We start from the raw sequence: 14,978 nt of genomic DNA on the forward strand, positions 1-14,978 counted from the left end.
GCGCCGCGCGGGCGGCGCTCGATCTTCCACGCACTAAAAATGCCATGGCGAACCCCTTCCAGCGTGTTATTCACAATCTTTACCTTTTCCTAACACTTTCGGGCTTGACCTCAGGCACAGATGATAAGCATTATCATTAACCTTTCGTCGGCCAGGTCCCCCCGTGAGTCAGTCCCGGTTCAACTCCGTCTTTCTCGTCCAGCGCCTTACCCTGCTGCGCACCCTGCAGCGCATGGTGGGTAACCCCAGCACCGCTGAGGACTTGCTGCAGGAAACCTACCTGCGGGTCTCACGTGCGCTGAGCGAACGCCCCATCGAGCACCTTGAGCCGTTCGTGTTCCAGACCGCACGCAACCTGGCACTGGACCACCTGCGCACGCGCCGGGTGCAAGCGCGCACGCTGGTCGACGATGTGCCCGAGGAGGTACTGCACAACGTCGCCGCACCGACCAGCAGCAGCGAAGACGCCGCCCACGCCGAACAGTTGCTCAAACGCCTGAGCGTGAGCCTCAGCCAGCTCACCCCACGCCAGCAACGCATCTTCATCCTCAGCCGCCTGCATGGCGCCAGCTACCTGGAAATCGCCGAGCAACTGAACGTCTCGGCCAGCACGGTTCAGAAGGAACTGAAACTGATCATGGCCATCTGCATGGGTGTGGCCGACCGCCTCAAGTGAGCCGACCGCCTGCCCGGTGAGCACGGCAAAGCCCTTGCCATGCCTCGCCTAAGCCTTGATCATTCGGGAAAAATCATTTCAAGGATCAACCGTGACCGACAGCCCCGTCACTCGCCCGTCACCTGCCGGGCCAGACGCCCGCGCCCGTGCCATGGACGAGGCGCTGGACTGGCTCATCCGCCTGCAATGCGCTGACGAAGACGACACTCGCGCCTTCGAGGCGTGGCTGAGCGCGGCACCGGAAAACGCCGAGGCCTATGTCGAAGCGGAAGCCATGTGGAATGGCGCCCCTCTGCGCCACGCTGCCGTGCAGCTGCACCACGACCAACGCAGCTCTTTGCAGGGGCGCCTGAAGCGACACTGGAAACCGCTGGCCACCGCTGCCGTGCTGCTGGTCGGTCTGTTCACCTTCGGCAACCTGCCCGTACGCCTGCAGGCCGATCACCTGACCGTGGTTGGCGAGCGCCAGCGGCTGGAACTGGGCGATGGCGCCAAGGTGCTGCTGAACACCAATTCCGCGTTTGCCAGCGAGCAGCGTGACGGCCAGCAGGTCGCGCGGCTGCTGCAAGGTGAAGCCTACTTCCAGATACCTGGCGGCGCCCAACTGCCGCTGGAAGTGCAGGCCGGGCCGCTACGTGCCCAGGTACGTGACACCGATTTCGCCGTGCGTTACCTCGATGGCGAAGCGCAGGTGCGCGTGCAACGTGGGGATGTCGACCTGCTGGCCGCCAGCGACCAGCGCATCCGCCTCAATGCCGGTGACAGCATCAGCGTCGGCCCCCAAGGGTTTGGCCAGCGCCAGCGCCCGGACATGCACAAGGACCTGGCCTGGGTCGACGGCCGCCTGGTGTTCGAAAACTGCCCGTTGAGCCAGGTGCTGGCGGAAGTCAGGCGCTACTACCCCGGCTGGATCATCAACCGTAACAGCCACCTGGACGATGTGGCCGTCACCGGTAACTATCGCCTGGACCAGCCGCTGGAGACCTTGCGCGCCTTGGCCCACATCACCTCGGCTCAGTTGCATGAGTACCCTGCCGTAGTCATTCTCAACTGAAATTCCTGCACCGGCCTCATCGCCTCGGTTCGTCGCCACGACAAGCCGGCTCCTACAGGTACTGCGCTGATCTTGAGGTCATCGCTGTTCATGTGAGAGCCGGCTTGCCGGCGCTGGAGCGAATTTATTTTTACGCGATCGCAGCACCCCGCCCGTCACGTTATAGCCAATGCAACTGATTCTTGTTTGAAAACGAGAACAGTCATCACCTATAACAGTTCGCGCGTCAGGGAGCGCTTTCGATGTCCACAGGTCCAACTCGTCCGTCCACCCTTCCCCGCCGTACAGGGCAACTGTCCCTGCTGACCCTGGCACTGCTCGCCAGCGGCGCCTGTAGCCTGCCAGCACTGGCCGCAGAACCGGCCCAGGCCAGCAGCCCGCGCATGGGCGACTACCGCTTCAACATTGCCCAGCAACCACTGGTGGCGGCGATCAATGCGTTCAGCCAGGTCACCGGATGGCAGGTCGGGTTCAGCGCGGAGCTGGCCGATGGCATCGCATCCCCCGGCGTGCAGGGCTCACTGCCGCCAGAAGCCGCGCTCAAACAGTTGCTGCACGGCACCGGCCTGGGCTTTCGCAAGATCAGCAATGGCAACGTAGTGCTTGAGCGCCAGTCAGCCGGCAATGCCATCGCCCTGCAGCAGATGACCGTCAGTGCCACCCGCAGCGCCCAGGACGTCAGCCAGGTGCCCAGCACCGTGACCGTGCAGACGCGTGAACAGCTGGACCGTCAGAACGTCAACAACATCCAGGACCTGGTGCGCTATGAACCGGGTGTCTCGGTGGCCGGCACCGGCCAACGCAGCGGCCTGAACGGCTACAACATTCGCGGCATCGACGGTGAGCGCATTCTCACCCAGGTCGATGGCGTGTCCATTCCCGACAGCTTCTTCTACGGCCCCTACGCGCAGACCCAGCGCAACTATGTAGACCCCGAGATCGTCAAGCGTGTGGAGATTCTGCGCGGCCCGGCCTCGGTGCTGTACGGCAGCAACGCCATCGGCGGCGCGGTGAGCTACTTCACCCTCGACCCGGACGACATCATCAAGCCAGGTAAGGACGTCGGTGCCCGCCTGAAGACCGGCTACAGCTCGGCGGACGACAGCTGGCTGACCTCGGCCACCGTGGCCGGCCGCCAGGGCGATTTCGACGGCCTGCTGCACCTGAGCCAACGCAACGGCCACGAGACCGAATCGTACGGCAGCCACGGCGGCACCGGCCTGGACCGCACCGAAGCCAACACGATGGACGTACGCACCACCAACGTGCTGGCCAAGCTGGGCTGGAACTATGCCGACGATGCGCGCCTGGGTTTCACCTACGAGCGCTACAAGGATGACCGTGACCAGAACATCCTCAGTGCCGTGGGTGGGCCGTTCATTCCGGGCTTTGGTGGCATGGGCTACTACAAAGCGCGCAATGGCAACGACACAATCACCCGCGAGCGCTTCGGCATCAACCATGAGTTCGGCCTGGATTCGCTGGTCGCCGACCACGTGAAATGGAGCCTGAACTACCAGATCGCCAAGACCGACCAACACACCGAGGAAGTCTACGCGCCACCTGGCCGCGAGGTTCTGCGTACTCGCGACACCACCTACAAGGACCGCCAGTGGGTGTTCGACGCCCAGCTGGACAAGGCCTTCAGTATCGGTGCCACCGACCACCTGCTGACCTACGGCACCACGCTCAAGCATGAGAAAGTCACCGGTTCGCGCAGCGGCACCGGCACCTGTCTGGCCGTTGGTTCCGGTTGCTCTGCCATCGGTGCTGAACGCTCCGCAGACGGCCAGGCACTGGTCAGCGATTTCCCGGACCCGACCGTGAACACCTACAGCCTGTTTGCCCAGGACGAGATTCGCTGGAACAACTGGACCTTCATGCCAGGCGCTCGCTACGACTACACGCGCATGGAGCCGAAGTTTACCGAGGAATTCCTGCGTGGCCTGGAGTCCAGCGGTACGGCGCCTACCTCTCAGGACGACTCGGCCAAGAAGTGGCACCGTGTCTCGCCCAAGTTCGGCCTGACCTACGCCTTCAATGACAACTACACCTGGTACGGCCAGTACGCCGAAGGCTTCCGCACCCCTACCGCCAAGGCCATGTACGGCCGCTTCCAAAACATCGAGCAAGGCTACCGCGTAGAGGGCAACCCGAACCTTGAGCCGGAGAAGAGCAAAAGCTACGAAACCGGCCTGCGTGGCAACTTCGATGCCGGTAACTTCGATGTGGCGGTGTTCTACAACAAATACCGCGACTTCATCGACGAAGACGCCGTGCAGAGCGCCAACCTGGAACAGACCTTCCAGGCCAACAACATCAAGCATGCGACCATCAAGGGCGCCGAGTTCAAGGGCCGTCTGAACCTCGACCACTTTGGCGCGCCGCAAGGCCTGTACACCCAGGGCTCGATTGCCTACACCTATGGCCGCAACGATGACACCGGAGAGCCCCTGAACTCCGTCAACCCGCTCAAAGGTGTGTTCGGCCTTGGTTACGAGCAGCAGAACTACGGTGGTCTGCTGAGCTGGACTCTGGTCAAGCGCAAGACCCGCGTGGACGACACCAACTTCTACGCCCCGGATGGTTCGAGCTCGAAGTTCCGCACCCCAGGCTACGGTGTGCTGGACTTGACTGGCTTCTACAAAGTGACCGACGACGTCACCGTCAACGCCGGCCTGTACAACCTCACCGACAAGAAGTACTGGCAGTGGGATTCGGTGCGCAGCTACGACGGCCAGGGGGAGGCCGGTGTGACCCAGCCGGCCAATCTGGACCGTTTGACCATGCCTGGGCGTAACTTCGCGATCAATGTGGTCTGGGATATCTGATCGCTAGCCTTCACTGACCCGATCGCCGGCAAGCCAGCTCTACAGTCACTGCGATGATCTAGAGGTCGACGCGGTCCATGTGGGAGCCGGCTTGCCGGCGATACAAGCAACGCGGTGTATGGCACCGGCTTCGCCGGTGATCGCCGGCAAGCCGGCTCCCACAGAGTCCCCGCTGACTCAACGAGTTGCGTGGTGTCCCCGAGAGCCAGCTTGCCGGCGATTTTGGCCAGTACCGACAAAAACTTTTACTGTCCAACGCCCCCTGCTTCGTCTTGTCACTAGAAGCCCAAATTTCCCAAGGACTGCCCATGACCACCGAACGCCCAGCCCTGCGCTCCCAGCGCCTGAACCAAGTCACCCACGCACCGCACACCGAGCTGGATGCCCTGGTCAAATCCCACGCCCCGTTCGACAGCCGCGAAAGTTTCGCCCGCTTCGTCGTTGCCCAGTACCTGTTCCAGTCCGAACTGCAGGCGCTGTACAACGACCCGAAACTGATCGCCATCGTCCCCGACCTGGCTGAACGTTGCCGCGCCGAGCAGGCCCGCCTGGACCTCGCCGACCTCGACACCCAGGTACCGGCCGCAGTGTCCGGCGCACTGCAAAACCCCAGCCTGGGTGAGGCCATGGGCTGGATCTTCGTCTCCGAAGGCTCCAAACTGGGCGCCGCGTTTCTGATCAAGCGTGCCGTGGCGCTGGAGTTGTCCGACAGTTTCGGTGCCCGCCACCTGGGCGAACCGGCTGGCGGTCGGGCCGAGGGCTGGAAGCAATTCACGCGTATACTCGATGGCCTGGAGCTATCGGCCGAAGAAGACGCGGCCGCCGAACGCGGTGCAGTCGCTGCCTTCGAACGCTTCACTGAGCTGCTCAAGCATGCCTACGCCGCCGATGCCGCGCTGGCCTGATACGCTATACCCGGCCACCTCTCCGGTGGCCGACCGTTTTTCGCAGTGAGACCATGACACGACCTGCCCGCTCGAAACTGTCCCGCTTGCTTTACGCCATCCTGGCTTATGTCAGCCTTGGCATCGGCCTGGTCGCGATCGTCATCCCGGGGCTGCCCACTACCGAGTTCATTCTGCTGGCCGCCTGGGCCGCCACCCGCAGCTCGCCGCGCCTGTCGGCCTGGCTGGAGAACCACCGGGTGTTCGGGCCGATTCTGCACAACTGGCGCAATGGCAAGGTGATCCAGCGCCGCGCCAAAGTCAGTGCCACCATCAGCATGCTGGTGTGTGCGATCCTGATGCTGACCTTCCTCGAACACCGCTGGCCGGTGTTCCTGGCGATTGCCGGCATGACCCTGGGCAACCTGTGGATCTGGTCGCGCCCCGAGCAGGCCGCAGCGCTGGGCACAGACGCGTCACAGGCTCAGCAACCCTGAATACAGGGCGTAGGCCGCCAGCCCCGCGCCCACCAGCACCGCTGCGAAAATCAGCTTCTCCCAGGTGGTGAACAACACCTGCGCCTGCTCGCGCTTGGCCCGGGCGAACAGGATCACACCCGGGGCGTACAGCAGCGCCGACAGCAGCAGGTACTTGAGCCCACCGGCGTACAGCAGCCAGATCGCATAGAGCAATGCCACCGCCGCCACCAGCAGATCCTTGCGCCGCAGCGCGCCCTGCCCAGCGTAGGTTTCGCCACGCAGCGCCAGCAGCACCGCATAGGCCGCCGACCACAGGTAAGGCACCAGAATCATGGAAGAGGCGAGGTAGATCAGGCTGGTGTAGGTACCGGCCGAAAACAGGGTAATCAGCAAGAAGCCCTGGATCATGCAGTTGGTCAACCACAGGGCATTGGCCGGCACATGGTTGGCGTTTTCCTTTGCCAGAAAGCGCGGCATGGTCTTGTCCCGCGCCGTGGCGTAAAGAATTTCGGCGCACAGCAGCGCCCAGGACAACAAGGCGCCAAGCAACGATACGGCCAGGCCGATGCTGATCAGCAACGCGCCCCATGGCCCGACGATATGCTCGAGCACCGAGGCTAACGAAGGGTTCTGCAGCCCAGCCAACTCCGGCTGGGTCATCACCCCCAGCGACAGCACGTTGACCAGCACCAACAACGCCAGCACGCCCAGGAACCCGATTACCGTGGCCTTGCCCACGTCCGAACGGCGCTGGGCGCGCCCGGAATAGACGCTAGCGCCTTCGATGCCGATGAACACGAACACCGTCACCAACATCATGTTGCGCACCTGGTCCAGCACGTTGCCGAACTGCGGGTTGCTCAGCCCCCAGATGTCACGGGTGAAGATGTCGGCACGAAAAGCGAAGGCGGCGATGACGATGAAGATCAGCAGCGGTACCACCTTGGCCACAGTGGTCACCTGGTTGATGAACGCCGCTTCCTTGATCCCGCGCAACACCAGAAAGTGCACTGCCCACAGCAACATCGAGGCGCAACCGATGGCCACCGGTGTGTTGCCCTCACCGAACACCGGAAAGTAGAAGCCCAGGGTGCTGAACAGCAGGACGAAGTAGCCGACGTTGCCCAGCCAGGCGCTGATCCAGTAGCCCCAGGCCGATGAAAAGCCCATGTACTCACCAAAGCCAGCCTTGGCGTAGGCATACACCCCGGAGTCCAGCTCAGGCTTGCGGTTGGCCAGGGTCTGGAACACGAAGGCCAGGGCCAGCATGCCCACCGCGGTGATGGCCCAACCGATCAGCACCGCACCGACATCGGCGCGGGCGGCCATGTTCTGCGGCAGCGAGAAGATCCCGCCACCGATCATCGAACCGACCACCAACGCGATCAATGCGCCTAGGCGCAGCTTCTGTCCCGGCTCGCTCATGGGGCTCCTTTTGATGCGCTGTCATTCATTTGAAACAGCTACCTACTCATATAAGGAAACAGCTTTATATGAGAGTAAGCCATTAAAGCTATAGCACTCATAACTGCTTTGTATATGCCGTGCCTTCTGTAAAAACTAGCAGTTGCCAGGCAGCTGGAAAAGAAAATGATAAAACTCAAAATTCTTGTGAAAAATTTGCGAAAGCGGCAAAAGCGGCTAGTTTCAGAGTTCGCAGGCTGAACAGAGCGTTTGCTCTAGAAGGACATGGAGGTGCCAGCGCACTAGGCCTGCAGCTGAGCTGTCGGCACTCTCCAGGAGCTACGTGAAGGAATTTTCCCACTTCACGTCATCATCAGCTGACCTAAGTCAGCTAATGATCCCGGCGTCGGATTTAATCTGTCGTCAACTTTCTCCTGGTAGGAGTTGTTAAATGTCTGATTCATCCGGAAAACTAAAACTCGGTGCGTTAGTTGCACTTGTCGTCGGCTCGATGATTGGTGGCGGCATCTTCTCACTGCCGCAAAACATGGCCGCCAGCGCAGGCGTTGGCGCCGTGCTGATTGGCTGGGCCATCACTGCGGTGGGCATGCTGACCCTGGCCTTCGTGTTCCAGACCCTGGCCAACCGCAAGCCTGACCTGGACGGCGGGGTGTACGCCTACGCCAAGGCAGGCTTTGGCGACTACATGGGCTTCTCCTCGGCCTGGGGCTACTGGATCAGTGCCTGGCTGGGCAACGTCGGCTACTTCGTCCTGTTGTTCAGCACCCTGGGGTATTTCTTCCCGATCTTCGGCGAGGGCAACACGCCGGCCGCCATCATCGGCGCGTCGATTCTGCTCTGGGCCGTGCACTTCCTGGTGCTACGCGGCATCAAGGAAGCGGCGTTCATCAACCTGGTGACCACCGTGGCCAAGGTCGTGCCATTGGTGCTGTTCGCCCTGATCTGCCTGTTCGCCTTCAGGCTCGACATCTTCACCGCTGACATCTGGGCCGTAGGCACACCAGAGCTGGGCAGCGTGATGAACCAGGTACGCAACATGATGCTGGTCACCGTCTGGGTGTTCATCGGCATCGAGGGCGCAAGCATCTTCTCGTCGCGGGCGGAAAAACGCTCCGACGTCGGTAAGGCCACCGTCATCGGTTTCATCACGGTGCTGCTGTTCCTGGTGCTGGTCAACGTGCTGTCGCTGGGCGTGATGACCCAGCCAGAGCTGGCCAAGCTGCAGAACCCGTCGATGGCCGCGGTGCTCGAACACGTGGTCGGCCATTGGGGTGCGGTACTGATCAGCGTCGGCCTGATCATCTCGCTGCTCGGTGCCCTGCTGTCGTGGGTGCTGCTGTGCGCGGAAATCATGTTCGCCGCAGCCAAGGACCACACCATGCCGGAGTTCCTGCGCCGCGAAAACGCCAACCAGGTGCCGGCCAACGCCCTGTGGCTGACCAACGCCATGGTGCAGATCTTCCTGGTGATCACGCTGTTCTCAAGCAGTACCTACCTGTCGCTGATCTACCTCGCCACCTCGATGATCCTGGTGCCTTACCTGTGGTCGGCGGCCTACGGCTTCCTGCTGGCAATGCGCGGCGAAACCTACGAACAAGCCGCTGCAGAGCGCAGCAAGGACCTGTTCATCGGCGCCATCGCCCTGCTCTATGCCGTCTGGCTGCTGTACGCCGGTGGCGTGAAATACCTGCTGCTCTCGGCCCTGCTGTATGCCCCTGGCGTGATCCTGTTCGCCAAGGCCAAGCGCGAAGTGGGCCAACCCATCTTCACCAACGTGGAAAAACTGATCTTCGCAGCCGTGGTCATCGGCGCCCTGGTGGCGGCCTATGGCCTGTACGACGGCTTCCTGACCCTGTGACCCACGTTTTTGCACTCAATGGAGGATTGAACAATGGCTACTGAAAAACAGAAGTACGGTGTCCACTCCGAAGCGGGCAAGCTGCGTAAAGTGATGGTTTGCTCCCCAGGTCTGGCACACAAGCGCCTGACCCCAAGCAATTGCGACGAACTGCTGTTCGATGACGTGATCTGGGTCGACCAGGCCAAGCGTGACCACTTCGACTTCGTCACCAAGATGCGCGAGCGCGGCGTGGATGTGCTGGAGATGCACAACCTGCTGACCGACATCGTGCAGGACAAAGAAGCCCTGAAATGGATCCTCGACCGCAAGATCACCGACGACACCGTCGGTGTGGGCCTGAACAACGAAGTGCGCAGCTGGCTTGAGAGCCTCGAGCCGCGCCACCTGGCCGAATTCCTGATCGGCGGCGTGGCTGGCCAGGACCTGCCGCAGAGTCACGGCGCCGATGTGGTCAAGATGTACAACGACTACCTGGGCCACTCCAGCTTCATCCTGCCGCCGCTGCCCAACACCCAGTTCACCCGCGACACCACCTGCTGGATCTACGGCGGCGTGACGCTGAACCCGATGTACTGGCCGGCGCGACGCCAGGAAACCCTGCTGACCACCGCCATCTACAAGTTCCACAAAGAGTTCACCAATGCCGACTTCCAGGTCTGGTACGGCGACCCGGACAAGGAGCATGGCCAATCCACCCTCGAAGGCGGTGACGTGATGCCTATCGGCAAGGGCATCGTGCTGATCGGCATGGGCGAGCGCACCTCGCGCCAGGCCATCGGCCAGCTGGCGCGCAACCTGTTCGCCAAAGGCGCGGTCAAGGAAGTCATCGTCGCCGGCCTGCCGAAATCCCGCGCCGCCATGCACCTGGACACCGTGTTCAGCTTCTGCGACCGCGACCTGGTCACGGTCTTCCCGGAAGTGGTGAAAGAGATCGTGCCGTTCATCATCCGTCCGGACGAAAGCAAGCCATACGGCATGGACGTGCGGCGCATCAACAAGTCGTTCATCGAAGTGGTCGGCGAGCAACTGGGGGTCAAGCTGCGCGTGGTCGAGACCGGCGGCAACAGCTTCGCCGCCGAACGCGAACAGTGGGATGACGGCAACAACGTGGTGGCAATCGAGCCTGGTGTGGTCATCGGCTACGACCGCAACACCTACACCAACACCCTGCTGCGCAAGGCCGGGATCGAGGTCATCACCATCAGCGCCGGCGAGCTGGGCCGGGGCCGCGGCGGCGGCCACTGCATGACCTGCCCAATCGTGCGCGACCCAATCGACTACTAACGCCCATTACACCCGGCCGCGCCCACGAAGCGTTGGCCGGGGTCATTACCGAACTCAAGGAGATACCGTCATGGCGTTCAACATTCACAACCGCAACCTGCTCAGCCTGGAACACCACACCACCCGCGAGCTGAAGTACCTGCTGGACCTGTCCCGCGACCTCAAGCGCGCCAAGTACACCGGCACCGAGCAGCAGCACCTCAAAGGCAACAACATTGCCCTGATCTTCGAAAAGACCTCGACCCGTACCCGCTGCGCCTTCGAAGTCGCCGCCTACGACCAGGGCGCCAATGTCACCTACATCGACCCCAACTCGTCGCAGATCGGCCACAAGGAAAGCATGAAGGACACCGCCCGCGTGCTCGGGCGCATGTACGATGCCATCGAGTACCGCGGCTTCAAGCAGGAAATCGTCGAAGAGCTGGCCAAATTCGCTGGCGTGCCGGTGTTCAACGGCCTGACCGATGAGTACCACCCGACCCAGATGATCGCTGACGTGCTGACCATGCGCGAGCACAGCGACAAGCCGCTGCACGACATCAGCTACGCCTACCTGGGCGATGCCCGCAACAACATGGGCAACTCGCTGCTGCTGATCGGCGCCAAGCTCGGCATGGATGTGCGCATTGCCGCGCCAAAAGCCCTGTGGCCCCATGACGACCTGGTCGAACGTTGCCACAAGTACGCCGAAGAAAGCGGTGCACGCATCACCCTCACCGAAGACCCGAAAGCCGCGGTCAAGGGCGTGGACTTCATCCACACCGACGTCTGGGTGTCGATGGGCGAGCCGATCGAAGCCTGGGGCGAGCGCATCAAGCAGCTCAAACCCTACCAGGTGAACAAGGAGCTGATGAAAGCCAGCGGCAACCCACGGACCAAGTTCATGCACTGCCTGCCGGCGTTCCACAACTCCGAAACCAAGGTCGGCAAGCAGATCGCCGAACAGTATCCAGACCTGGCCAACGGCATCGAAGTGACCGACGACGTGTTCGAGTCGCCAGCCTGCATCGCCTTCGAACAGGCGGAGAACCGCATGCACACCATCAAGGCGATTCTGGTGTCGACCCTGGCTGACCTGTAAGCGCCTACTCGACCGCAGGGACACCCTGACCTCTGTGGGAGCGGGTTGACCCGCGAAAGGGCCAGACCAGGCAACATCGCTGGTCCTGCCAACGCATTCGCGGGTGAACCCGCTCCCACAGGGGCGGTGTTTCACTCAGGAGCAGCGCTCCCTTCTTTCGTTAAAGGACATTCCCCATGCGTATCGTTGTTGCTTTGGGCGGCAACGCCCTGCTGCGCCGCGGCGAGCCCATGACCGCTGACAACCAGCGCGCCAATATCCGCACCGCCACCGAGCAGATCGCCAAGATTCACCCCGGCAACGAACTGGTCATCGCCCACGGCAACGGCCCTCAGGTCGGGCTGCTGTCGCTCCAGGGCATGGCCTACAAACCCGATGAAGCCTACCCCCTGGATGTGCTCGGCGCCGAAACCGAGGGCATGATCGGTTACATGATCGAACAGGAACTGGGCAACCTGCTGGCCTTCGAAGTGCCTTTCGCCACCCTGCTCACCCAAGTGGAAGTCGACGCCAACGACCCGGCCTTCAAGGACCCGACCAAGTTCATCGGCCCGGTCTACAGCAAGGAAGAAGCCGAGCGCCTGGCCAAGGAAAAAGGCTGGGTGGTCAAGGCCGACGGCGACAAGTACCGCCGAGTGGTGGCCAGCCCGAAACCCAAGCGCATTTTCGAAATTCGCCCGATCAAGTGGCTGCTGGAAAAGAGCAGCATCGTGATCTGCGCGGGCGGTGGCGGCATTCCCACCATGTACGATGAAAACCGCAAGCTCAAAGGCATCGAAGCGGTCATCGACAAGGACCTGTGCTCGGCGCTGCTGGCCGAGCAGCTGGAAGCCGACCTTCTGATAATCGCCACCGATGTGGATGCGGCGTACATTGACTGGGGTAAGCCGACACAAAAGGCCATCGCCGAGGCGCACCCCGATGAACTCGAACGCCTGGGCTTCGCTGCCGGCTCCATGGGGCCGAAAGTGCAGGCCGCCTGCGATTTCGCCCGTCACACCGGCAAGGTGGCAGTGATCAGCTCGCTGGAGAAGATCGAGGACATTGTCAAAGGCACTGCTGGCACCCGCGTCAGCACCGCCAAGCCGGGTATCAGCTACCGTTGATTGCAGTCGGCGGGTGCTGCGGTACCCGCCGTTATCAACCTTCCGGAGATTTCGCCATGGCTCAGTTCAAACCCGGTCATGTACATATCGAGCGCGACGCGCTGAACACCAATGACCACAGCTACGACCTCAACATCGAGTACGAAGCAACGCAGGACCCCAGCGAAGGCCGCGGCATCCAGTTCCGTATGCATGGCAGCATCGAAGGCAAAAGTGTCGACGAAAAGTTCTTCCTGGCCAAAGACCAGGTCCTGCCCAGCTTTCTCATGATATTGAGTCGCAAAGCTCAGGCCCACCTTGCCCCACCCAAAAAATTCGAGACCCTCGGTTCGCCACACAAGCTCTACGACGCGATGTTCGAAGACATCCGCCAGAAGCTCGATGTGAAGTCCGGCGACCCGATCAAGCCAGAACACCTGGAGTAATCCCATTCGCGGGCAAGCCCGCTCCCACAGGTACAGCGTCGCACCTGAGGCCAGCGCAACACCTGTGGGAGCCGGCTTGCCGGCGATGGGGCCGGTACAGCCAGCACAAGACAGTTGCTCCTCCATGTGCTCCGCTGGGTGGTGGCAACAAGCCGCAGCGATTAGTTTTCAGCGTTTTCCCGAGGCATACTACCGCCCTCCCCGGCCATAACCCCGCCCTACCCCATGCGCATCCATGTCAGCTTCATCGACCGCGTCGGCATCACCCAGGAAGTCCTGGCCCTGCTCGGTGCCCGCAACCTCAACCTGGATGCCGTGGAGATGGTCCCGCCAAACGTCTACATCGACGCCCCGACCCTCAGCCCAGCTGTGCTGGAAGAGTTGCATGATGCGCTGTTCGAGGTGCGTGGCGTGCAGTCGGTGGACGTGGTCGATATCCTCCCTGGCCAACGTCGCCACCTGCAACTCGACGCCCTGCTCGCCGCCATGAGCGACCCGGTGCTGGCAGTGGACAGCGCGGGCAAGGTGCTGCTGGCCAACCCGGCATTGATCGCCCTGTGTGGCCGTGAATCGGCCGGGCGTTCGGTGAGTGAGCTGTTCGACGACCCGGCCCTGTTACAGGCCCTGCTGGACAACAACTTCCACCTGCCAATGCGCGAAATGCAGCTCAACGGCCAGAGCCTGCTGCTGGATGCCACGCCGATCACCAATGCTGGCGGCCTGTTGACCCTGTACCCGCCCACGCGCATGGGTGAACGGCTTTCAGCCCTGCACCACGACCATGCCGAAGGCTTCGACGCCCTGCTCGGCGAGTCGCCGGTGATCCGCACCCTCAAGGCCCGCGCCCTGCGCGTGGCGGCCCTGGACGCACCGCTGCTGATACACGGTGAGACCGGCACCGGCAAGGAACTGGTGGCCCGCGCCTGCCACGCCATCAGCAGCCGCCACGCGGCCCCGTTCCTGGCCCTCAACTGCGCCGCGCTGCCCGAAAGCCTGGCTGAAAGCGAGCTGTTCGGTTACGCCCCGGGTGCCTTCACCGGTGCCCAGCGCGGCGGCAAACCGGGGCTCATGGAGTTGGCCAACCAAGGCACGGTGTTCCTCGACGAAATTGGCGAGATGTCCCCGTACCTGCAAGCCAAGCTGTTGCGTTTTCTCAGCGATGGCAGTTTCCGCCGGGTTGGCGGAGACCGCGAGGTTAAGGTCGATGTACGCATCATCAGCGCCACCCACCGCGACCTGGAACGCATGGTCGCCGAAGGCACCTTCCGCGAAGACCTGTTCTACCGGCTGAACGTGCTGAACCTGCAGGTTCCTCCGCTGCGCGAGCGTGGCCAGGACATTCTGATGCTGGCGCACTTCTTCATGCAGCAGGCCTGCACCCAGATCCAGCGCCCGCCGTGCCGTCTGGCGCCCGCCACCCATTCCGCGCTGCTGGCCAACCCCTGGCCGGGCAACGTGCGCCAACTGCAGAACGTGATCTTCCGCGCTGCCGCCATCTGTGAGGGCAACCTGGTGGACATTGGCGATCTCGACATCGCCGGTACGTCGGTAGCGCGTGGCCAGGATGGTGACGTGGCCAGCCTGGAGCAGGCGGTGGGGGATTTCGAGCGCGAACTGTTGCAGCGCCTGTATGCCAGCTACCCCTCCACCCGGCAGCTGGCGGGACGGCTGCAGACCTCGCATACCGCGATTGCCCAGCGGTTGCGCAAGTACGGTATTCCAACCAAGGCCTGATATCGGTTGTACCGGCCCTATCGCCGGCAAGCCGGCTCCCACAGGTACGCCACAGTTCTTGAAACCTGTGGTGAACCTGTGGGAGCCGGCTTGCCGGCGATAAGGCCAGTGGACGTACAACATGTATCGAAATCACTA

Annotated in this window: 12 protein-coding genes; 11 read left to right on the forward strand and 1 reads right to left on the reverse strand. The window is 62.3% G+C overall.

Features of this window, described 5'->3' with window-relative positions; genetic code table 11:
* Positions 1-163: 163 nt before the first annotated feature.
* The 5 genes from PspTeo4_RS28850 to PspTeo4_RS28870 all read left to right on the forward strand — a co-directional run bounded on the left by PspTeo4_RS28850 (position 164) and on the right by PspTeo4_RS28870 (position 5,942).
* The gene (locus PspTeo4_RS28850; protein WP_322367004.1) at positions 164-676 is read left to right on the forward strand and encodes a sigma-70 family RNA polymerase sigma factor; all 513 of its coding nucleotides are present in this window, start codon (positions 164-166) and stop codon (positions 674-676) included.
* A 91-nt stretch (positions 677-767) separates the two neighbouring features.
* Positions 768-1,730, forward strand: a complete 963-nt coding sequence (locus PspTeo4_RS28855) for a FecR family protein (RefSeq protein ID WP_322367005.1) — start codon at positions 768-770, stop codon at positions 1,728-1,730.
* Between the two features lie 242 nt (positions 1,731-1,972).
* Positions 1,973-4,561 (forward strand): TonB-dependent receptor, encoded by a 2,589-nt coding sequence (locus PspTeo4_RS28860; protein WP_322367006.1) that lies wholly within the window; start codon positions 1,973-1,975, stop codon positions 4,559-4,561.
* Positions 4,562-4,869: 308 nt separating this feature from the next.
* Positions 4,870-5,466, forward strand: coding sequence for a biliverdin-producing heme oxygenase (locus PspTeo4_RS28865; RefSeq protein WP_322367007.1), 597 nt, complete (start codon positions 4,870-4,872; stop codon positions 5,464-5,466).
* A 53-nt stretch (positions 5,467-5,519) separates the two neighbouring features.
* Positions 5,520-5,942: a YbaN family protein gene (locus PspTeo4_RS28870; protein WP_322367008.1), complete on the forward strand. Its 423-nt coding sequence runs from the start codon at positions 5,520-5,522 to the stop codon at positions 5,940-5,942.
* Here the strand turns inward: PspTeo4_RS28870 and arcD (PspTeo4_RS28875) are convergent.
* On the reverse strand, positions 5,922-7,349 hold the full coding sequence (gene arcD, locus PspTeo4_RS28875; protein WP_322367009.1) for an arginine-ornithine antiporter: 1,428 nt from the start codon (positions 7,347-7,349) through the stop codon (positions 5,922-5,924). The two genes, PspTeo4_RS28870 and arcD (PspTeo4_RS28875), sit on opposite strands and share 21 nt — an antisense overlap.
* Before the next feature lie 430 nt (positions 7,350-7,779).
* Between arcD (PspTeo4_RS28875) and arcD (PspTeo4_RS28880) the strand changes: the two genes are divergently transcribed.
* The 6 genes from arcD (PspTeo4_RS28880) (at position 7,780) to PspTeo4_RS28905 (ending at position 14,840) form a co-directional block, all read left to right on the forward strand.
* Entirely contained in the window at positions 7,780-9,207 is a 1,428-nt protein-coding gene (arcD, locus tag PspTeo4_RS28880) for an arginine-ornithine antiporter (protein ID WP_322367010.1), read from the forward strand.
* Positions 9,208-9,240: 33 nt separating this feature from the next.
* On the forward strand, positions 9,241-10,494 hold the full coding sequence (gene arcA / locus PspTeo4_RS28885) for an arginine deiminase (RefSeq protein ID WP_322367011.1): 1,254 nt from the start codon (positions 9,241-9,243) through the stop codon (positions 10,492-10,494).
* Positions 10,495-10,564: 70 nt separating this feature from the next.
* Complete coding sequence (locus PspTeo4_RS28890; RefSeq protein ID WP_027920178.1) at positions 10,565-11,575, forward strand: ornithine carbamoyltransferase; 1,011 nt, start codon at positions 10,565-10,567, stop codon at positions 11,573-11,575.
* Between the two features lie 176 nt (positions 11,576-11,751).
* The gene (gene arcC / locus PspTeo4_RS28895; RefSeq protein ID WP_322367012.1) at positions 11,752-12,681 is read left to right on the forward strand and encodes a carbamate kinase; all 930 of its coding nucleotides are present in this window, start codon (positions 11,752-11,754) and stop codon (positions 12,679-12,681) included.
* A gap of 56 nt (positions 12,682-12,737) precedes the next feature.
* Positions 12,738-13,106: a DUF5064 family protein gene (locus PspTeo4_RS28900; RefSeq protein WP_322367013.1), complete on the forward strand. Its 369-nt coding sequence runs from the start codon at positions 12,738-12,740 to the stop codon at positions 13,104-13,106.
* 225 nt (positions 13,107-13,331) lie between these two features.
* The gene (locus tag PspTeo4_RS28905) at positions 13,332-14,840 is read left to right on the forward strand and encodes a sigma-54-dependent transcriptional regulator (protein ID WP_322367014.1); all 1,509 of its coding nucleotides are present in this window, start codon (positions 13,332-13,334) and stop codon (positions 14,838-14,840) included.
* The last annotated feature ends 138 nt before the right edge of the window (positions 14,841-14,978 follow it).

Origin of the sequence: Pseudomonas sp. Teo4 (genome assembly GCF_034387475.1) — a bacterium.
In the GTDB taxonomy this organism is placed as follows: domain Bacteria; phylum Pseudomonadota; class Gammaproteobacteria; order Pseudomonadales; family Pseudomonadaceae; genus Aquipseudomonas.